Genomic DNA, 19,385 nt, shown 5'->3' on the forward strand with positions numbered 1-19,385 from the left:
TAATTTAAAAAAGATAAAACATGTTTAGTAAATTTATACATAGACCCGTTTTTGCAATAGTAATTTCGATTGTTATTGTTTTTATGGGTTCGCTTTCCATCATGAAATTGCCTACATCGCAGTTTCCTGATATTGCACCAACAACTGTTAATATATTTATTGCTTATCCTGGAGCAAGTGCTGATGTATTAGTGAAATCAACGCTTATTACCTTAGAAAACGCGATTAATGGTGTGCAAGATATGCGTTACATGGCCACTGATGCAACTAGTGCTGGAGAAGCAACACTTAGGATTATTTTTGAACCAGGAACAGACCCTAATCAAGCTGTAGTAAGGGTGAAAACTAGAGTCGATCAGGTTATGCCACTTTTGCCCGAATTAGTACAGCGTGAAGGAGTTGTAATCACACCTATTCAGCCAAGTATGTTGATGTATGTCAACTTATACGCTAAAGGTAAAGACATGGATGAAAAATTTCTGTACAACTATGCTAACGTAAAAATGCTTCCTGAAATTAATAGGATCAAAGGAGTAGCAAGATCACAAATATTAGGTAGTAGAACCTATGCCATGCGTGTTTGGTTAAATCCAGATAGAATGAGAGCTTACAATGTTTCTACGGAAGAAGTAATGGATGCTTTAAAAGAACAAAGTATTGTGGGGCGACCTGGTCGTTTAGGACAAAGTTCGGGAATTCAAGCGCAATCTTTAGAGTATGTTTTGACTTATAAAGGTAGGTTTAGTGAGCCTGAACAATATGAGAATGTAATAATTCGTGCTAACTCAAATGGAGAAAGTATACGTTTAAAAGATATTGGACGAGCAGAATTAGGAAGTGAGTTTTTTGATATTTATTCTAATCTAGACGGTCATCCTTCGGCTTCAATTGTATTAAAACAAAATTATGGAAGTAATGCCAATGAAGTAATTGATAAGGTAAAAGAAAAATTAGAGGAAATGAAAGAAACCTTTCCTCCAGGATTAGATTATAAAATTAGTTATGACGTTTCTAAATTCTTAGACGCTTCTATTGAACAAGTAATTGATACTTTACGAGATGCCTTTTTATTGGTAGCTTTAGTAGTGTTTATTTTCCTTGGTGATTGGCGTTCTACTTTAATTCCGATTTTGGCTGTACCTGTTTCGTTGATTGGTGCTTTCTTCGTGATTCAGTTTTTTGGAATTACAATAAATATTGTAACACTATTTGCTCTTGTTTTAGCCATTGGTATTGTTGTCGATGATGCAATTGTCGTCGTCGAGGCAGTGCATGCCAAGTTCGAAGAATTTCCACATATAACACCATATATGGCTGTTAAGAAAGTTTTAAGTGAAATTAGTGGTGCTATTATCGCTATTACTGCAGTAATGGTTTCAGTTTTCGTACCTATTTCATTTATGTCAGGACCCGTAGGAACTTTTTATCGTCAGTTCTCTATTACTATGGCAAGTTCTATTGTGATTTCTGCAATTATTGCTCTTACATTGACACCTGTTTTATGTGCTATGTTGCTTAAAAACAATCATGGAAAACCTAAGAAACAAAATATATTGACTAAATCTTTAGATGGTTTTAATCGCGTATTTGATAAAGTTACAGGCAAATATGTTACGCTATTAAAATCTATAGTAAGCAGAAGATGGTTAACATTTTTTATATTATTAGCGTTTTGTGCAGGAACCTTTTTAGTAAACAAAACTCTTCCTTCTGGATTTATTCCTGGTGAAGATCAAGGGACAATTTATGCAATTATTCAAACGCCACCGGGTTCTACTTTAGAAACAACCAACCAAGTTTCGCAAAGACTTCAAAAGATTTGTGAAGATGTAGATGGTGTGGAATCGGTTTCTTCTTTAGCAGGATATGAAATTATGACGGAAGGTCGTGGTTCAAATGCAGGAACTTGTCTTATCAACCTAAAACCATGGTCAGATAGAGAGCATAAAGTGACTGAAATCATGGAAGAATTAGAAGAAAAATCCAAAAATTTAGGTGCTAAAATTGAATTTTTTGAACCACCAGCAATTCCAGGATTTGGATCTTCAGGAGGTTTTTCTATGCGTTTGTTAGATAAAAGTACTACAGTTGATTACAAAGATTTTGATAAAATCAACAAAAGCTTCATGGAGAATTTAGAAAAACGTAAAGAATTATCTGGATTGTTCTCTTTCTTCGCAGCTAATTATCCTCAATATGAATTAGAAATTGACAATGAATTAGCTATGCAAAAAGGGGTTTCTATCGGGAAAGCCATGGAAAATCTTGATATTTTAATTGGAAGTACATACGAACAAGGTTTCATTAAGTTTGAACGTTTCTTTAAAGTATATGTTCAGTCAGATCCTAAATTTAGAAGGTTGCCTTCAGATGTTTTGAATCTATACATCAAAAACGATAGAGATGAAATGGTTCCTTATTCAGCGTTTATGAAATTGAAAAAGACGCAAGGACCAAATGAAATTACTCGTTTTAACATGTATAATTCTGCAGCTATTCAAGGCCTTCCTGCTAAAGGATATACTACTGCAGAAGCTATTGCAGCTGTTCAACAAGTGGCTAAAGAAACTTTGCCAAAAGGATATGATATTGCTTGGGAAGGACTTTCTTATGATGAAGCGAGTAGAGGAAATGAATCTATTTATATTTTCTTGATTGTATTAGCATTTGTTTACTTCGTTTTAGCAGCGCAATACGAGAGTTTTATTATTCCTTTAGCGGTTGTTCTTTCTTTACCTGTTGGAGTATTTGGATCATTTTTGTTGTTAAAATTAATGGGACTTCAAAATGATATTTATGCTCAAATTGGACTGATAATGTTAGTCGGATTACTCGGTAAGAATGCTGTATTGATTGTCGAATTTGCCGTTCAAAAACATCATGAAGGATTGTCAATTTTAGACGCAGCTATTGAAGGTGCTAGGGTGCGTTTTAGACCTATTTTAATGACTTCATTTGCTTTTATTGCTGGATTAATTCCTTTAATGTTGGCGACTGGAGCTGGAGCAATTGGTAATAGAACTTTAGGTTCTGCAGCATTAGGAGGAATGTTGTTTGGAACAATATTCGGTGTAATAATCGTGCCTGGTCTATACTTTATATTTGGTTCATTAGCTGACGGAAGAAAATTAATTAAAGATGAAGACGATAGTTCTTTAACAGAAGAATTTGTACATCAAATAGATCACTTTTCACATAATGAAGAACAAGAAAATAATCATGAATAAACATAAATATATATACATAGCTTTTGTCTTTATTGGCTTGACTTTTACAGGCTGTAAGACACCTAATCTAATGCAACGTACAGAAAGCAAAGAAGTTCCTTTGAGTTTTAACGACTTAAAGGATACGCTTAATTCTGTGCAATTAAAGTGGAAAGATTATTTTACGGATAAATATTTAGATACTTTAATTACAACAGCTCTGCAAAACAATCAGGAATTGAATATTACTTTGCAAGAAATAGAAATTTCAAGAAATGAAGTTCGAGCTAGAAAAGGAGAATATTTGCCTTTTTTAGGAGTTAGAAGTGGAGCAGGAGTTGAAAAAGTAGGTCGATATACTAGTCAAGGTGCAAATGATGCTAATACAGAAATTAAACCTGGTGTTGAATTTCCCGAGCCTTTGCAAGATTACATGATTGGTGCTTATGCTACATGGGAATTAGATATCTGGAACAAATTACACAATGCTAAGAAATCAGCAGTTAGTAGATATTTAGCTTCTGTAGAAGGGAAGAATTTCTTAGTTACTAATTTAGTTTCGGAAGTAGCTCATTCTTATTATGAGTTGTTAGCCTTAGATAGTCAACTTGAGATTGTTAAACAGAATATTGAAATTCAAAATAACGCTCTTAAAGTTGTGAAACTACAGAAAGAATCTGCTAGAGTTACTGAACTTGCTGTAAAAAGATTTGAAGCACAAGTGTTTAATACTAAAAGTATGCAGTTTAGTATTCAGCAACAAATTGTGGAAGCTGAAAACAGAATTAATTTCTTAATAGGTAGATTTCCGCAACATGTTGCAAGAAGTTCTCAAACGTTTAATGATATTATTCCGATGCTTATTAATGCTGGAATTCCATCACAATTGTTAGATAATAGACCTGACGTAAAACAAGCTGAAATGGAATTAGTTGCGGCTAAGCTAGATATTAAAGTGGCTAAAGCCAGATTTTATCCTTCGTTAGGGGTTTCAGCTGGAATTGGTCTTCAAGCTTTTAATTCTAAGTATTTATTTAAAACTCCTGAATCTTTATTGTATTCTTTAACTGGAGATTTAATAGCACCACTTATTAATAGAAATGCCATAAAAGCGACTTATTATACTGCTAATGCGAAACAAATTCAAGCGGTTTATAATTATGAAAAAACTATTTTGAATGCATATATAGAAGTTGCTAACCAATTGTCTAAAATTGATAATATGGCTAAAACCTATGATTTTAAATCAAAACAAGTGGATGCATTAAATATGTCTGTTGATATTTCTAACGATCTTTTTAGATCTGCTAGAGCGGATTATATGGAAGTATTGTTAACACAACGTGATGCTTTAGAGTCAAAATTTGACTTAATTGAAACTAAAATGCAACAAATGAGTGCTGTTGTAAATATTTATCACGCTTTAGGTGGTGGATGGAAATAATTGCAAGAACTTTAAATAAATTAAGAACTGCTTTCATGTTTTGGAAGCAGTTTTTAGTTTAAATTAATTTCTACCCAAATTGGAATGTGGTCTGAAATTTCTCCAGCTAGTTTCAAACTTTCAAAGTCTTTGTAAAAATGAATAACATCAAATTTGGTGACTTTTATTTTGGCTGTGTTGTACCAAATATTATCAAATTCTGAAGCTAAGCAAATCTCTTTTTTACATTCTTTTTTTAAAGTTGTCTTTTGATTTATAAATGCTGAAGCAAATCCCATTTTCTTTAAAGGGTTGAAAACTGTATGCGATTGTGGACAATTGAAATCACCTATAAATAATAAATTTAATAAGGGATATTCTGAAGGTAAAAATTTGAAGTATTTGATTTCAGTTTCTGGTTGTTTGCTTTTTGTAATGGCGTGAAAATTAACTAAGGTTACTGCCTTTTCGTTATATTTAAAAGTGCAATAATAAGGCTCTCTGTCTATTTCTTGACTGTACTTTTTTTCTAACCAAGCTTCACCAATTTTTTTGACCTTGCTGGTTTTCCATAAGAAAGCATATCGTTCAGTTTTGTAAGCACTACTAGTTGTTGGATCACTTATAACATAGTCCCATTTTGAACCTTTTCGGTTTAGTTCGTCTGCTAGTTTGGCTACAGCTTGTCCGCCACCATAACCCGCAACAACTTCTTGTAAAGCCACAACATCAAAATCTTTTAAAGTAGTAGCAATGTAAGTTATTGTGGAATCTGATTTAGATTTGCCTAAATTTTCAACATTCCAAGAGATTACTTTTATTTGTGAAAATAGGCTAGTATAAATAATCAGGAAAAAGAGGACAAATATTTTCTTCATTAGGCTAAAATACTTTTAATCTTCCCATCCACAAAGAGTAAGTCCAAGATTTTGAGCGGCAGATTTACTTGTTTTAACTATCTCATGTTTACAAGTAGATAAACCTCTACAGGTTTTAGAATAGTGGTATTTTTTAGCCCCTTTTGAATCACAAATGTAAACATCTGTAGCAACATAGCTTTGAAAGTTTATGCTGATTAGGAATAGTAAGGTTATTAGTGATTTCATTTGTTATTGATTTTAATTAATGATAAAAGTAAACCAATACCATCAACAATATTACAAATTGTTCTTCCAAATGCTATTATAATGAGTGGTTGAAAAAATATTTAAAGTGCAAGTTTAATAAAACTCTTTTTTATTGTTTCTTTAAATCTTTAATGTTTTTTTTTCTTTTACAGGTCTAGAATAATTATACTTGTGATGAACTCTTTATAATATAGTCAAACATGACAATAATAACTTTCAATGTAAATTGCAAGTAAGAATAGTAAAATGACAATTGTTATCATGAAGTTCTTGTTGACGTTTAAACGTATTGTTGTAATTAAATTACTTTTCAAACTTTGACCATTTTAAATTCAATTCCTTACGGGAAACCGTAAGTTCGTTAAAAGATTATTTATCCGCTTAAATACTTTTAGTATTATAATGTTCATTGATTGTATATTGGATGCCATATTCATCGTGCCAAAAACTGATGGTTTTATTTGTCTTTGTTGTGTTTTGATTATTATTGTGACTGAATTTAAGGTTTCTTTTTTTAGCTTCATCACAGTTTTTTATGGTGATAAACCTATGGTAAAAACAGATGCTCAGAAATCTGACTATTTTTTTCATAAACAATAGTTTGTTGTATTGGTTTTAGGTAATTGAAGTTTAAGCTAATTTTTTGTAGTTGATTTTTTTTGAATAAAAAAAGGATTGCAAAACTCCAAAGCTTCCTGTCACTTTAGAGTTTTTTGCAATCCAACCTAATTAACAAACCATCAATTAAGTATTAGTTACTCTACTTCATAATGAATATGAGCTGCAGAGCAACAATATTTGCATCCATTGGCATTTGGATAACTCTTTAAAGCTTCTTCTAAGGCTTTTTTGTCCTCAGAAAAATCTCCAATATATTGTGCATTTATAATAACGGGCATGTAAAGACAAAATTCATTGTGCAGTTCATGATCTTGATTTGTTTTTGGAATAAGATCTAGGTAATAACGTTTCATAATGTTCCCTTTTGAATTCTTTGACAAATTTAAGACAACAAAAACGTTTGATTTTACGGGAAACCGTAAAGGAGCGTTTTTTTTGTAATAGGTAATTGGTAATGGGTAAAAGGTTTATATTAAACCTAGGTCTTTTGCAATTGCAATTAAGTGTACTGTATTATTTGCTTTAAAATAGTCTTTTAATTTGCCTATTCTTTTTTCAATAGTAGATTTACTATTAGGTTCAATGCCTAGTTTTTTAAACGTAATGTCCATTTTATCTTGTGCTACACCTAAAGCTAAGTGTTGTATTAATTGGATGTCGTAATCGTCAATTTGGTGTGTGATTTTATCTTGAAAAATGTAGGCTAGGTTTGCGGCAATGTATTTTTCGTCGCTTTCAAAAACTTTTTTCAGAGCTTTTTTTAGTTCGGGTAAACTGTTTCTTCCCTTTAAAACAAAGGCGTTGATGTTTTGGTTTTCAAAAAGAGATTTGATGCGCACTGGTTTCTCTTCTACTGAAAAAACAATCACTTTTATGTTGGGTTGTATTTTTTTTACGGCTGTTATTAGTTCTTCGCCCGAATTTAATTGGTTGGGTCTAAAGTCTTCTATGAAGGACAAATCGGTTATCAATAGTTGATAAGGTTCGTTGTCATTTAGCGCTTTTTTGATTTTTAATAAGGCATCATCACAATATTTTACACTGTCTACTTCAACGATATTCAATTCGTCTAAAGTTGTCGCAACAGCAATGTTAATGCTGTCTAAATCTTCTGCTACTAATACTTTTGAAAACATAGATAAACGGTTTTATTTTGGAAAAACAATTTTAGCTTTAAATCCTTTTTGGGATTCTGTTTCAAAAGTAAAGCTTCCATTTATGTTTTTTATACGGTTTTCCACATTCTGCAAACCATTTTTAAATTTTAATGATTTACTGCTTCCTATACCATTATCCGAATAATTAATCTCGTATGTTTTGCCTTTGTCTTCAAAACCAATTAAAACCAAATTGCTCTGGCTATGTTTTTTCATGTTAACCAACAGTTCTTGAAGAACTCTATAAACTGTAATCTTGGTTATTTTTTTAGTCTTCGCCCAATTTATGGCTTCAAAATTTTTGATGATTACGTTTGTATCTTCACTATTAAAACCTGAAAGTAATAAGGATAAGTTTTCTTTAAAGTTTTCGCTCGTATCGATTTCACTATTTTCTAAAGAAATATTTCTTGTACGGTTGTAAATATTTTCAATTTGATTTAAGAAATGTTCCTTTTTGTTTAAATCAGACAAATCTTGTGTTTCGGCAAAAGTCATGGTGTTGTAAACATCGTTGGCTAGTTCATCATGAAGCTTTTTTGAAATTCGAGTTTCCGCTTCATAAGTAGATTTTTGAAGTTTGTTTTTGTTTTTAAAACGAATTAAGAAATAAATTAAAAGGGCGATAATTCCAAATCCGATAAATAAATAGATAATAAATTCTTTCTCAACTTTCAATTTCTCGTTTTTCTCTAAAGTAATTTTAGAATCGTATTTTATTTTTGAATATTGGTTTTTGGCTGATTGTCTTATTTTTGTAATGCTATCATTAATGTGTGAATAAGTAGCAAAATGTTTAACGGCCTTTTTGTTTGTAGCGTTTTTTATTAACAAATCAAGTGCTTCTAACTTGTCATCTGGACTATTGACAATTGTGGCTGATTGCAGCGCTTTATTTGCAAACTCTTTTGATAAAACTGGATTGTTTTCTTCGTAAAAATTTGATAGGTGTATATAAGACGCAATTTTATCGTAATCATCATTGATACTGTCTCTTTTGTTTAAACTAGCATAAAGATATTCTTTTGCTAAGGAGTCTTTTTTGATTTTAAAATAAGCAAATCCAAGATTATCTGTTACTCTAGCGTATTCACTTGGATAAATTTTTAAAGAATCATTTTTTAGTAACTTTTCTAAAACATCAATTGATTTTACATATTCTTTTTGATCTAAATAATTTACCGCAATGTTGTTTTTAATAGTAAGTCGATTAGTTTCATTTTTTGAATTATCGAGCGTTTTATTATAATAAAGTAAAGCATTTTCATAATCGGCTTGTTCATTATAAGCAATACCTAAAAAGTTATTTAGATATTCTTTATAATTTGTTTCGTTATCAATACCAAAGGCTTCTGTAGCTGTTTCTTCTAAACCAACAAAGTCACAATTGGTTTTTTGAATATTTGCCATACCAAGTAAGGCATATATTTTCATTTCTTTTTCATTATCCTTACAAGATAATTTTGCTTGGTTGAAGTAAAAGTAAGCACTGTCTAATTCTAAAGTTGAAACTTTATTATTAGCTTTTTCTATATAGTCAGTATAAGTTAAGCTATTCGGTGCATTTGTTTTAGTTTCTTTTTCACAAGAACTTAAAATAAAAATTATAAATAAAAGCGGGAAATGGTTCATAGTGAATTTCATTTCCCGAAATTATTAAATTTATTTAAATTATCAATTTAAATTAAGGATTTGTTGGAGGTGGAGGTGGAGGTGTTGGAAGATTTCCATTTTGCCCACCTGTATCTCCTTCTGCATACTGTGTTGGTATTTCTTCAGTTACACTTTCTGCCGTACAAGAAACACCTAAAACAGACGTAAATATAATTGCTACTAATACATATAATTTTTTCATATTATTAAAATTTTGAGGTTAAACAAAGACATAGCTGTTCGAGCTTTTTCGAATACTTAGTTATTCAGCTATGCTGTTAAAAAAATGTGTTTTGGGAAGTAGTGCGCTAAAACAGAAAAGTCAAATTATACTTCCCGAATAAAAATTCTAATCTGATTAGCATCACTTCTTTAGAAGTAGTTTTGTACATTTGTTCTTATCGCGAAATAGAACAAGAACTAATTCTGAGACAAAGGAATGGGGTTTTTGTGTCAGTGTTTATAAGGAATTCCTAAGATTCCTAGTATTCCTAATAGTTCCTAAAATTCCGAATATGTATCGAAAAAAAGACAGTTTATTAAATTATAAAGAAGGGGTTAAGCAAAAATTCAAAGTTGAAAGAAAAGGTGAATTTGCCAGTTTTTTATTAAATCCTTCTAGAGCTTTATTGAGAGATTTGTGTATTCAACGTATGAAAAACAATTCTTCAAAAGAAGATTTAAAGACTTTTGCACTTTTTTTTGGATTTGAATTTGAACATGTAGCTTTAAATAAGTTAAAGGCAAATACAGATAAGTTTAGGCCTATTGAAACTTTTTTAAAAGGAGAAACAGATTTATCAAGTACAGAAGGAATAAATCTTGCTGCAATCTTAGTAGATTATCAACCCAGACCTTATTTGAAGTTTAATAAATCTGACTTAGAAACTGATAGTATTGACTTTAATGAAAATGAGATAATTGTATTAGAAAAGGAAACAATAAATTTGGTGAATAAATCTAATTCAAGTTTAAAGAAGAAAATAGGAATTGCTATATTATCTGCGGTAGGATTATTTTCTGTTGGTTATACAGCTAAAGAAATAGTTTCGCCAACAAAACAATGTATGCAATGGCAAGTGGATCATTATGAGCAAGTGGATTGTGATGTTAAAGGAATTGTAAGTTTTAATTATGTTGTCCCAATAGATGAACATCAATTTAAATTAAAAAAAATAGAAGTTGATTCTAATTTTATTTTCTTTAAAGGCAAAAAGCCAATAGTTTTTTATTGTAAAGTAAATGGTAAGCCTGAATTTTTTAATCAACTGGGTAAACATCCAGAAACAGAGCAAGTTTTAAAAGAAGTTACACCATATATAATAGATAAGTATGTAAAAAATAAAAAGGACTAAATTTTAAAATGAATAAGTTGGATTATTATTATACAATTTTCTATATTCGTTTTACTTTAAAAACATTGTCTTTGATTTATTTTTTCACATTTCTTTTAGTGCTGTATGTAAGCTTTGTTTTGTTTCGTTCAATCGTAGAACCTGCTTATGCTTTTTTCTTTAGAAAGCCTATTTATGTTCACTTTTATCCTTATCCTAAAAAATTGACCAAACCACAATTGAAGATTCTTGAAAGTGAGTTTGATTTTTACCAAAAACTTAGTCCAAGATTAAAAAAATATTTTGAACACCGTGTAGCTTCTTTTATTGAAGTATATCCTTTTTATGGAAGAGATGGTTTAGTAATTACGGATCAAGTAAAAATATTAATAGCTTCTACAGCAATAATGTTGACCTTTGGAATGCGGACTTATCTCTTTACTATTATTGATAAGATTATCGTTTATCCAGATATTTATTATTCAAAAAGTAATGATAATTACCATAAAGGAGAATTTAATCCAAGAATGAAAGCTATAGTTTTTTCTTGGAACCATTTTTTACAAGGCTTTGAAATTACTAATGACAACCTTAATTTAGGTTTACATGAATTTTCGCATGTGTTGCACTTTCAAGGAAGTTTAAAGAAAGATACTTCGGCAACCATTTTTGCTGTAACGTATCAAGAAATAATGGAGCAAATAAAAAGACCTAATAATTATAAACGTTTAATTGAGTCTAATTATTTTAGAATTTATGCTTACACCAATAAGTTTGAATTTATTGCTGTAATTCTAGAACATTTTTTTGAAACTCCCACTCAATTTAAAAGAGAATTTCCTGAACTTTATGAAAAAGTGCGTTCGATGATTAATTTTTCTGAATAGATTTTAAAGTTTAAAGCTAACAATTGTCATGTTTATTTCGTAAATTTAAAGGTAACTTTATTTTATTAATCCTTTAAAATGTGAATGTTATGAAACAAAGAGTGCAAGTGTCAACCTTAATGACCAAAAACGTAGTGAAATTAAATCTGCAAGATGATTTAACCAAAGCTGAATCTTTATTTAAGAAAAACAAAATAAGACATATTCCTGTAGTTAATGGTAGCAAAATAATTGGAATGTTGAGTTATACCGATTTGTTAAGGATTTCTTTTGTTGATGCCGTTGATGAAGATGAAGTAATTGATGCAACTGTTTATAATATGTTTACTGTTGAACAAGTTATGGCTAAAAATCTAGTAACTATTTCTCCAGAAACCACTATAAAAGAAGCTGCAGAAATTTTATCGAACAAAGAGTTTCATGCATTACCTGTTTGTGAAGGAGATTTACTGGTTGGTATCGTTACAACAACGGATTTGATAAAGTATTTAATTGAACAATATTAAATTATTCTTCAAAACGTTAATTTTTTGAATTTTGTATTGTTTTTATTCATAATTTTATTAAAATTTAAAAATATAATTATGAATAAAAAAACTACTCTTTTTGTTGTGGCCGGTTTTTTTGCTACAACTTTGCAATTGTTAATTGCACAGCCTTATATTAATGGTGCTTTATCAACAGGAAGCACTTCTAATAGTGCAGTCGCTGCTCCAACAGGTTATACTTGGAGTGAGTGTCAAAATGAGACAGGTAATACTACAGAGTCAAATACTAATTCTGGGTTTAGTGGTAATTACAATACAGCAGGAACTACTAGTTTTCAATTAGCAGATGACTTTACAGTTCCAACTGGACAGTCATGGAATGTAACTGGATTTGATTTCTATTGTTATCAAACGGGTTATGCCGGAACTACACCACCTATTGACGGATTACGTGTGCTTGTTTATGACAACGACCCTTCAATTTTAACATCTAATATTGTTGCGGGTACTGCTGCTACTAATGTTTATGATGCGGCTAATAGTAATGACGCTTTAATGTATAGAATTTTTAATTCGGCTGTTCCAGCAGTTACTGCAACAGGAACTACAAGAAAATTATGGAAAGTTAGAGCAAGTTTAACAGCATCTCTACCTTCAGGAACTTATTGGGTTGTTTATCAAGGTCATCCAACAAACGATGGTACTTTGTTTTTTCCACCTGTAACAATTTCTGGAGTTCGTGGGATTGCCGGATGGAATGCAAAACAAAATGTTGCTACAACTAATACTTGGTCAAGTTTAATTGATGCAGGAAATCCTGCTACAGCTCCAGATTTTCCTCAAGATTTGGCATTTAATGTGCAGTATTCTGTGGTTTTAAGTAATGATAAATTTGCAGATGCTAACGAATTTAAAATTTCACCAAATCCTGTTCAATCTGATTTTGTTATCACAATCCCTAATGACATGATTAGTTTGGCAAAAAATATCACTATTTATAGTTTACAAGGACAAGAAGTAAAATCTTCTAAAGTTTCAGATAGTTATACTATTTCAGATTTGGCTTCTGGTGTCTATTTTGTTTCCGTATTAGATGAATCAAAAAATGTATTATATAAGTCAAAAATTATTAAGAAATAATTTTAAATTTTGATATAAAAAGCGCACAAATTAATTTTTGTGCGTTTTTTTGTTTTTTGTTATTGAGTGATTTTCTTCAAATCTGCTATTGTTGCTGTTGGGTTTTCAGCACTAAAAACATAACTTCCAGCCACTAATACATCAGCTCCAGCGTCAACTAATTTTTTAGCATTTTTATCAGTAACACCACCGTCAATTTCAATTTTTGTTGAAGCGTTATTTCTTGTGATTAATTCTTTTAATTGTTTTATTTTTTTATAGGTATTTTCAATAAATGATTGTCCTCCAAATCCTGGGTTTACACTCATGATACAAACTAAGTCAATGTCTTTTATGATATCTTCTAATAACGAAACATTAGTGTGAGGATTTAGAGCAACTCCAGCCTGCATGCCTTCTGCTTTAATGGCTTGAAGCGTTCTGTGTAAATGTGGACAAGCTTCATAATGTACCGTTAAAATATCTGCGCCTAGTTTTTTAAACGTTGAGATATATCTATCAGGATCAACAATCATTAAATGAACATCGATAGTTTTTTTTGCATGTTTAGCAATAGCTCCTAAAACAGGCATTCCAAAGGAAATGTTTGGTACAAAAACACCGTCCATAATATCAATATGAAACCAATCAGCTTCACTGTTGTTTATCATTTCAATGTCTCGTTGTAAGTTAGCAAAATCAGCCGCTAGAACTGAAGGAGCAATTAAAGTGTTTTTACTCATTAGTAGTTGTTGTTTTTTTAGAATTCGTGAATCTACGATTTCATTGTTGTGTTGTTGTTTGTGCAAAGATAGTTTTTAGTTTAAAAGGGTGAAAGGTTATGGGGTTAAAAGTTTTGAGGTTAGAAGTTTGTCGGTGTTTAATTAAAACAAAAAGCTTCTTTGCAATTGAACAAAGAAGCTTTAGTAGATTCTGTTTAATTTTAAAAAGAGTTATTCTAATTTAGATAAATCAATTTTTTTCATGTATGATTTTAATTCGTCTAATCCCATTTGACTACCTTCTAAAGTTACGTTAAACCGATCTTTGTGTATAAACGTAATGCTTGAATGTTTGTTGTTAGGATTTGTATCATCCTCTGTTAAGCATTTTATACCGTCAACTGTTTCTGTTTTTTTTGTAGTTGTGTTTTGAATGGATTCTGATTCCATTGATAATGTTAAATAGGTCATTTGTACCACAGCACTTCCCATTTCTCCAGCACCATCAAAAATAGAGACTTTAACTGTTTTACCCGATTCATCGCTATAAGCTGCTTCACCAGAACTTAAGCCCATTGCTGCAGTGTTTCCTGCACTGAAACTTGTTCTCTTTAGATCGCCTAAACTTTCATTTAAAGTTTGTTTATAAACTTCATTTGAAACGGGCTCTAGTTTTTTTAGTTCTTCTATCTTTTTTTCATAATCTTTCATAGCATCAGTTGCTTTGTTAAGATTTTGAACTCCCTCAATAGCGTCCATTATTCCTGGTTCGCTATTCGCTTCCTCTTTTTTACAAGCGATAATAGAAAGCAAAGAAATTAATACGATAATTTTTTTCATTTTTATGATATTTTAAAAATTAAAGATACTAATTTTCAATATTCTAGAATTAAATTATTGTTTTATTTTCATTAAGACTTTGTGAATAGACCGAAGTTGTACTGGTTTATTCCTAAAAAATAAAACTCCGGAAACCCGAGCTTTAGCGAATCGACTGGAGTTTTATTCTTAAAAAATAAAACTCCGGTAATCAGCCGGAGTTTCAATCATCAATCAAAAAACGAATAGTCTAAGACTATTGTTCGCTGTAATTAGGGTTTATCCTAAATAAGTTTTTAATATTTTACTTCTTGAAGTGTGTTTTAATCTTCTAATAGCTTTTTCTTTAATTTGACGAACACGCTCACGCGTTAAGTCAAAAGTCTCACCAATTTCTTCAAGAGTCATTGGGTGTTGGTCGCTTAAACCAAAATATAAACGAACCACATCAGCTTCTCTTGGTGTTAATGTTTCTAAAGCTCTTTCTATTTCTGTTTGTAATGATTCGTGAATTAATTCTCTATCTGGATTTGGAGATTCACCTGAACGTAAAACGTCATAAAGGTTAGAATCTTCTCCTTCTACAAGAGGTGCATCCATTGATAAATGACGACCCGAGTTTTTCATTGACTCTTTTACATCATTAACGGTCATGTCTAGTTCTTTTGCAATTTCTTCAGCAGAAGGTGGTCTTTCATTAGATTGCTCTAACAAAGCATACATTTTGTTGATTTTGTTGATAGAACCAATTTTATTTAAAGGCAAACGTACAATACGAGATTGTTCTGCCAAAGCTTGTAAGATCGATTGACGAATCCACCAAACCGCATATGATATAAATTTAAATCCACGCGTTTCATCGAAACGTTGAGCTGCTTTAATTAAACCTAAGTTTCCTTCGTTAATTAAATCGGGTAATGTTAATCCTTGGTTTTGATATTGTTTAGCAACAGATACTACGAAACGTAAATTTGCTTTTGTAAGTTTTTCTAGTGCACGTTGGTCACCAGCTTTTATACGTTGTGCTAATTCTACTTCTTCATCAGCAGTAATTAGGTCAACTTTTCCAATTTCTTGTAAATATTTGTCTAAGGAAGCAGTTTCACGATTCGTTACCTGCTTGGTGATTTTTAGTTGTCTCATTCTTTTTACAGTACTTTTTTATTTGTGTACAGTAGTTATACGCAAGTGTTTCAAAAAAGTTACAAAAAAGATATTTTTTTTTAATTAAGAATAAAATTTTCTATTTTGTTGTGATGAAAAAGTATTAAGTAGGAGCTGAAATTAGGTTCAATAATATAGAAGGCATGTTTAACAGAATTTTAGAAGGCAAAGCAAGGTTATTTTCTAATAATAAAACTTAACTCTACACGTCTAGCTTCTTTTTCGTTTATACTTTCATAATCAATGCCGTGAAATTGCGATAAAATCCTGCTAGGATGAATTCCCTTTGAAATCAAATAACGCTTTATTACTTCTGTTCTTTTAAATGATAATGCCTGATTATATGTTGCATTTCCTCTATTGCTTGCAAAGCCTTTTAAGTATAAATCTAAATTTTCATTAGAATTTAATAATGAAATTATTGAATCAATATTTTCAAATATTTCTATCTTACTTGAATTGTTATTAAAATATACTTTTTCTTGAAAATCACTAAATTTGCTTTTCAATAGATCGTAATTAGAAATATTATTTTTCATTATATAAACCGTATCTGTTTTAGTGTTTAGCTCATTAGGTTTTTGATTGTTGTTTACATAAACTATTTCCTTAATAGCTTTATTTGTTGCAAATAGCGAGTCTATTTTTCTTTCTAATCGTTCTATCGCTTTAACATAAGAATCTTTTGAGTCGCTACTATTTGCAACTACAGGTGCAATTGTAGTTTTAGTATTTATTGGTTCTTTATTTTTAGCTATTTTAGGACTTTTATCGTTGTCTCTTACAACAAGGGCCTTTTCAGATTTATAAATTTCAGTTGGATTTTTGTAAACTTCTTGCGTCTTGTAGATAGTTTCAGAAGGTCTATAAACAGTATCAGTTCTGTTAACTATTTTTTCCTTAATTTGAATTTCTTTTTCTGGATTTTCAATAATATAAAATTCTGTACTTGTTTCTTTAGAAATGCTTTTTGATTCAAGTATTTTTGTTAAATACTTTAATTCAGATTCCAAAGCTATAAGTTTTGAATTTACTTCCGTTAAATCTACTTCCGATTTTATAGTAGTTACAATATTAGTTTTTTGCGATAACAAGTAATTAGCATCTCTCTTGTCTCTGATTTTCTGAATTAAATTAATTAGATTTTCTTCTGAAATTAGTATTTCTCCTTCTGTTACTTTTGATTGACTATTTCCCAAAAAAGAACAAAAAAGAATTATTAAGCTGATTATATTTTTAAATTTCATAATAAATAATTTTTAGACACATTGTAATTAAAAAAGTGCTGTTTTATTAAAATAAACTTTGATTTTTTTAATAATTCGTATTCCAACAATATAATCAAAAAAATATAATAAAATAATTTTTTTTAATACTGTTTACTAATTGTCAATGTTTTTTTGTATCTTATCAGAACGGAATTGTTTAATTCTAAAGTAGATTTTGGCTTACGATTATTTCTTACTATGCCAATGATTTCAAATTTTAAATAGAATTGTATTTTTTTTTTCAGAAGAACATAAAGAAATTAAAAATCCTAATCTTATTCAACAACTTAGAATTCTAAATGCAGCTATTGTAATAAATAATTTAAAACTTATTACTCAATAAATGCTGCAATTATTAATGCTGTTATTGATGATTCAAGAAAAGTAATTACATATTAATTAAATAAAAACAAAAAATGAAAATCAAGTTAACTTTATTATATTTATTAATCTTTTGCAATGTCGCAAATTCACAAGTAAAAGACATAAGTTTTACAGTGTCACCATTTGCAGACTACACTTTCTGGGATAATAAATCAGGATTAAATGATGGAGCTTTAGTAGGAGGAAAGCTTGGTTTTGGTTTTGGTGAATACATTGAATTAAGAGCTATTTATGCTCAATCTTTAAATTTAAAAACAAATTTTAATGATTTTGGAATTGCAGGTTTTTCAGAAGATATGTTTGTAGCACAAGATTTAAAGTTAACACGTTGGGGTGGAGAAATTAAAGCTAATATTGGAAATGGAAGATTAAGTCCCTATATTACAATTGGAACTGGAATTCAGAATATTGAATTAGATAACAATACAGATTTTGATCAAGTTTATGCTAATGCAGCAATCGGAATTAAAACCAAGATAACTGATAGAATTGTATTTACACTAGAAGGTAAAAACACCGCTTTTAACTTTAATTCTGGAAAAAATTTATTAACTGATGGAAATAAAACTGCGTTAGGAGTTTCTGACAGTGATTTTTCAACGGAAAGATTGTATAATTGGTCAGCAAATGCTGGGTTACAGTTATACTTAGGAGGAAGGAAACCTGGAACGTTAACAGAACTAGACAAAGCATACCTTAACAAGTTTAAAGGTGGTTTTAAAGGGTTACAAATAATTTTTGAACCAAGTATAAACTATATTGCTTTTGATGATAAATCTAATTTTAGAGATACTTATTTAATTGGAGGTTATGTTGGTTTAGATTTTAATCAATATACTGGAGTTAGGGCTTTTTTCTTTAGACCTACTCAAGATGATCAAATTTCTATTAATTTAGATAGATTTTCTATGTACGGATTAGAGTTTAGAGCAAGATTAAATGATGGAAACGGTGTTACACCTTATTTAATTTTAGGTGGTGGATATTTAAATACACTTAAAGATTATGAAGGTAAAAACGGATTTAACTTTGATAGTCAAGAATTTGCTTCTGCTGGTTTAGGATTAAATATTCCGTTGAGTAAAAATATTTTGATTACTGGTGGTGCAAGAGGAATGGTTACTTCTGGTAGTAATGTAGAAGATTTGTCTTCTCCAGATAAATTACAAACGCATATTATGTATAATGCAGGTTTAAAATTGACTTTTGGTAAAAAATCTAAAAGCCCGAATGATGTTTATAACGATCAAGTTAATGATGCTTTAGTAATACAAGATGAAGAAAGTCAAAAAAAATATACTAAAAAAACAGCTCTTCAAAAAGAGGAAAATGATAAATTGTTAACCGAATTAAAGAAAGGTTATCAAACTAAACTAGATTCTTTGCAGATAGAATTAGAAATTGCAAAAGCCAATAATGATGTTGCAAAAGCTGTTGAAGTTTTAAAACAGAAAAAGGAAACGGTTAACGCTATTGAAGAAATTAAAAAAGTAGAAAATATTTCAAAAACAACAGTAGTAGTTACTGATGTAAAAGATACTTTAGAAGTTCAAAAAGTAATTATAAAAGAAGTCAAAGCTACTAAAGTTGATGCAAGTCAGCCTAAAGAGTTAATAAAAATGTCTCCAGAAGAATTAGAAATGCTTATTGACAAAATTTTAGATAAAACTGATCCACTTTCAAAAGAAAAAAGTAGTTCTAACGAAATAGAGTTATTGAATAAAAGAATAGAAATCTTAGAAAAAAAGTTGCTAGAAAAAAATACTACTTCAACTAAAAAGACAACAATTGAAAAACAAAACATAGAACCTGTTAAGATAACTAGAAAAGTAACTCTTGATACAGAAACTGGTAACGTTACTACGGAAATTATTAAAAGTGATACAGCAAAAGTTGATAAAACCATTCAAAAAGCAACAATTGTAAAAGACTCAATTAAAAAAAATAATTAGAATTACTTCAAAGTTTAATTTTATTTCACCGCATTTTATAAAGTTTTTGCAGTTAATTCTG

18 protein-coding genes are annotated in these 19,385 nt (G+C 30.0%); 7 read left to right on the forward strand and 11 right to left on the reverse strand.

Annotated elements, in window-relative coordinates:
• The first annotated feature begins 20 nt into the window (after positions 1–20).
• Together G507_RS0115235 and G507_RS0115240 are read left to right on the forward strand one after the other, a co-directional pair.
• Complete coding sequence (locus G507_RS0115235; RefSeq protein ID WP_026718307.1) at positions 21–3,227, forward strand: efflux RND transporter permease subunit; 3,207 nt, start codon at positions 21–23, stop codon at positions 3,225–3,227.
• On the forward strand, positions 3,220–4,650 hold the full coding sequence (locus G507_RS0115240) for a TolC family protein (protein WP_026718308.1): 1,431 nt from the start codon (positions 3,220–3,222) through the stop codon (positions 4,648–4,650). Before G507_RS0115235 ends, G507_RS0115240 begins: the two co-directional genes overlap by 8 nt.
• Positions 4,651–4,703: 53 nt before the next feature.
• Here G507_RS0115240 and G507_RS0115245 read toward each other — a convergent pair whose 3' ends face one another.
• From G507_RS0115245 to G507_RS17695, 7 genes are all read right to left on the reverse strand, one after another.
• The gene (locus G507_RS0115245; RefSeq protein ID WP_026718309.1) at positions 4,704–5,507 is read right to left on the reverse strand and encodes an endonuclease/exonuclease/phosphatase family protein; all 804 of its coding nucleotides are present in this window, start codon (positions 5,505–5,507) and stop codon (positions 4,704–4,706) included.
• 15 nt (positions 5,508–5,522) lie between these two features.
• The gene (locus G507_RS0115250) at positions 5,523–5,735 is read right to left on the reverse strand and encodes a hypothetical protein (protein WP_026718310.1); all 213 of its coding nucleotides are present in this window, start codon (positions 5,733–5,735) and stop codon (positions 5,523–5,525) included.
• 402 nt (positions 5,736–6,137) lie between these two features.
• On the reverse strand, positions 6,138–6,347 hold the full coding sequence (locus tag G507_RS17690) for a hypothetical protein (protein ID WP_157496629.1): 210 nt from the start codon (positions 6,345–6,347) through the stop codon (positions 6,138–6,140).
• 164 nt (positions 6,348–6,511) lie between these two features.
• Positions 6,512–6,730, reverse strand: a complete 219-nt coding sequence (locus G507_RS0115260) for a hypothetical protein (RefSeq protein ID WP_026718312.1) — start codon at positions 6,728–6,730, stop codon at positions 6,512–6,514.
• Positions 6,731–6,844: 114 nt separating this feature from the next.
• Positions 6,845–7,513, reverse strand: a complete 669-nt coding sequence (locus tag G507_RS0115265) for a response regulator transcription factor (protein WP_026718313.1) — start codon at positions 7,511–7,513, stop codon at positions 6,845–6,847.
• 12 nt (positions 7,514–7,525) lie between these two features.
• The gene (locus G507_RS0115270; protein ID WP_157496631.1) at positions 7,526–9,178 is read right to left on the reverse strand and encodes a tetratricopeptide repeat-containing sensor histidine kinase; all 1,653 of its coding nucleotides are present in this window, start codon (positions 9,176–9,178) and stop codon (positions 7,526–7,528) included.
• 40 nt (positions 9,179–9,218) lie between these two features.
• Complete coding sequence (locus G507_RS17695; RefSeq protein ID WP_157496633.1) at positions 9,219–9,389, reverse strand: hypothetical protein; 171 nt, start codon at positions 9,387–9,389, stop codon at positions 9,219–9,221.
• A 313-nt stretch (positions 9,390–9,702) separates the two neighbouring features.
• Here G507_RS17695 and G507_RS17425 point away from each other — a divergent pair, with 313 nt between their 5' ends.
• The 4 genes from G507_RS17425 to G507_RS0115295 all read left to right on the forward strand — a co-directional run bounded on the left by G507_RS17425 (position 9,703) and on the right by G507_RS0115295 (position 13,036).
• The gene (locus tag G507_RS17425) at positions 9,703–10,542 is read left to right on the forward strand and encodes a hypothetical protein (protein ID WP_051191743.1); all 840 of its coding nucleotides are present in this window, start codon (positions 9,703–9,705) and stop codon (positions 10,540–10,542) included.
• A 119-nt stretch (positions 10,543–10,661) separates the two neighbouring features.
• Positions 10,662–11,408, forward strand: a complete 747-nt coding sequence (locus G507_RS0115285) for a zinc-dependent peptidase (protein ID WP_169627300.1) — start codon at positions 10,662–10,664, stop codon at positions 11,406–11,408.
• Between the two features lie 89 nt (positions 11,409–11,497).
• A complete protein-coding gene (locus tag G507_RS0115290) occupies positions 11,498–11,914 on the forward strand; it encodes a CBS domain-containing protein (protein WP_026718316.1) in 417 nt (138 codons plus the stop codon).
• 78 nt (positions 11,915–11,992) lie between these two features.
• On the forward strand, positions 11,993–13,036 hold the full coding sequence (locus tag G507_RS0115295) for a T9SS type A sorting domain-containing protein (protein ID WP_026718317.1): 1,044 nt from the start codon (positions 11,993–11,995) through the stop codon (positions 13,034–13,036).
• 59 nt (positions 13,037–13,095) lie between these two features.
• Here the strand turns inward: G507_RS0115295 and rpe are convergent, their stop codons facing one another.
• The 4 genes from rpe to G507_RS0115315 form a co-directional block, all read right to left on the reverse strand.
• The gene (rpe, locus tag G507_RS0115300; RefSeq protein WP_026718318.1) at positions 13,096–13,758 is read right to left on the reverse strand and encodes a ribulose-phosphate 3-epimerase; all 663 of its coding nucleotides are present in this window, start codon (positions 13,756–13,758) and stop codon (positions 13,096–13,098) included.
• Between the two features lie 210 nt (positions 13,759–13,968).
• The gene (locus G507_RS0115305; protein WP_026718319.1) at positions 13,969–14,577 is read right to left on the reverse strand and encodes a hypothetical protein; all 609 of its coding nucleotides are present in this window, start codon (positions 14,575–14,577) and stop codon (positions 13,969–13,971) included.
• A gap of 258 nt (positions 14,578–14,835) precedes the next feature.
• The gene (locus G507_RS0115310) at positions 14,836–15,699 is read right to left on the reverse strand and encodes a sigma-70 family RNA polymerase sigma factor (protein ID WP_026718320.1); all 864 of its coding nucleotides are present in this window, start codon (positions 15,697–15,699) and stop codon (positions 14,836–14,838) included.
• Between the two features lie 197 nt (positions 15,700–15,896).
• Positions 15,897–16,967 carry an OmpA family protein gene (locus G507_RS0115315; RefSeq protein WP_026718321.1) on the reverse strand — a complete coding sequence of 357 codons (1,071 nt, stop codon included), beginning with the start codon at positions 16,965–16,967 and terminating at the stop codon, positions 15,897–15,899.
• Positions 16,968–17,404: 437 nt separating this feature from the next.
• Between G507_RS0115315 and G507_RS0115320 the strand changes: the two genes are divergently transcribed.
• Positions 17,405–19,324 (forward strand): TonB-dependent receptor, encoded by a 1,920-nt coding sequence (locus G507_RS0115320; RefSeq protein WP_026718322.1) that lies wholly within the window; start codon positions 17,405–17,407, stop codon positions 19,322–19,324.
• The last annotated feature ends 61 nt before the right edge of the window (positions 19,325–19,385 follow it).

It is taken from the genome of Flavobacterium gelidilacus DSM 15343, from assembly GCF_000422685.1.
GTDB lineage: Bacteria > Bacteroidota > Bacteroidia > Flavobacteriales > Flavobacteriaceae > Flavobacterium > Flavobacterium gelidilacus.

Excerpts from the sequence above, each read along its gene's own strand:
- G507_RS0115235 (WP_026718307.1), top strand. The coding sequence starts at position 21 with ATGTTTAGTAAATTTATACATAGACCCGTTTTTGCAATAGTAATTTCG.
- G507_RS0115240 (WP_026718308.1), top strand. The coding sequence starts at position 3,220 with ATGAATAAACATAAATATATATACATAGCTTTTGTCTTTATTGGCTTG.
- G507_RS0115245 (WP_026718309.1), bottom strand. The coding sequence starts at position 5,507 with ATGAAGAAAATATTTGTCCTCTTTTTCCTGATTATTTATACTAGCCTA.
- G507_RS0115250 (WP_026718310.1), bottom strand. The coding sequence starts at position 5,735 with ATGAAATCACTAATAACCTTACTATTCCTAATCAGCATAAACTTTCAA.
- G507_RS17690 (WP_157496629.1), bottom strand. The coding sequence starts at position 6,347 with ATGAAAAAAATAGTCAGATTTCTGAGCATCTGTTTTTACCATAGGTTT.
- G507_RS0115260 (WP_026718312.1), bottom strand. The coding sequence starts at position 6,730 with ATGAAACGTTATTACCTAGATCTTATTCCAAAAACAAATCAAGATCAT.
- G507_RS0115265 (WP_026718313.1), bottom strand. The coding sequence starts at position 7,513 with ATGTTTTCAAAAGTATTAGTAGCAGAAGATTTAGACAGCATTAACATT.
- G507_RS0115270 (WP_157496631.1), bottom strand. The coding sequence starts at position 9,178 with ATGAAATTCACTATGAACCATTTCCCGCTTTTATTTATAATTTTTATT.
- G507_RS17695 (WP_157496633.1), bottom strand. The coding sequence starts at position 9,389 with ATGAAAAAATTATATGTATTAGTAGCAATTATATTTACGTCTGTTTTA.
- G507_RS17425 (WP_051191743.1), top strand. The coding sequence starts at position 9,703 with ATGTATCGAAAAAAAGACAGTTTATTAAATTATAAAGAAGGGGTTAAG.
- G507_RS0115290 (WP_026718316.1), top strand. The coding sequence starts at position 11,498 with ATGAAACAAAGAGTGCAAGTGTCAACCTTAATGACCAAAAACGTAGTG.
- G507_RS0115295 (WP_026718317.1), top strand. The coding sequence starts at position 11,993 with ATGAATAAAAAAACTACTCTTTTTGTTGTGGCCGGTTTTTTTGCTACA.
- rpe (WP_026718318.1), bottom strand. The coding sequence starts at position 13,758 with ATGAGTAAAAACACTTTAATTGCTCCTTCAGTTCTAGCGGCTGATTTT.
- G507_RS0115305 (WP_026718319.1), bottom strand. The coding sequence starts at position 14,577 with ATGAAAAAAATTATCGTATTAATTTCTTTGCTTTCTATTATCGCTTGT.
- G507_RS0115310 (WP_026718320.1), bottom strand. The coding sequence starts at position 15,699 with ATGAGACAACTAAAAATCACCAAGCAGGTAACGAATCGTGAAACTGCT.
- G507_RS0115315 (WP_026718321.1), bottom strand. The coding sequence starts at position 16,967 with ATGAAATTTAAAAATATAATCAGCTTAATAATTCTTTTTTGTTCTTTT.
- G507_RS0115320 (WP_026718322.1), top strand. The coding sequence starts at position 17,405 with ATGAAAATCAAGTTAACTTTATTATATTTATTAATCTTTTGCAATGTC.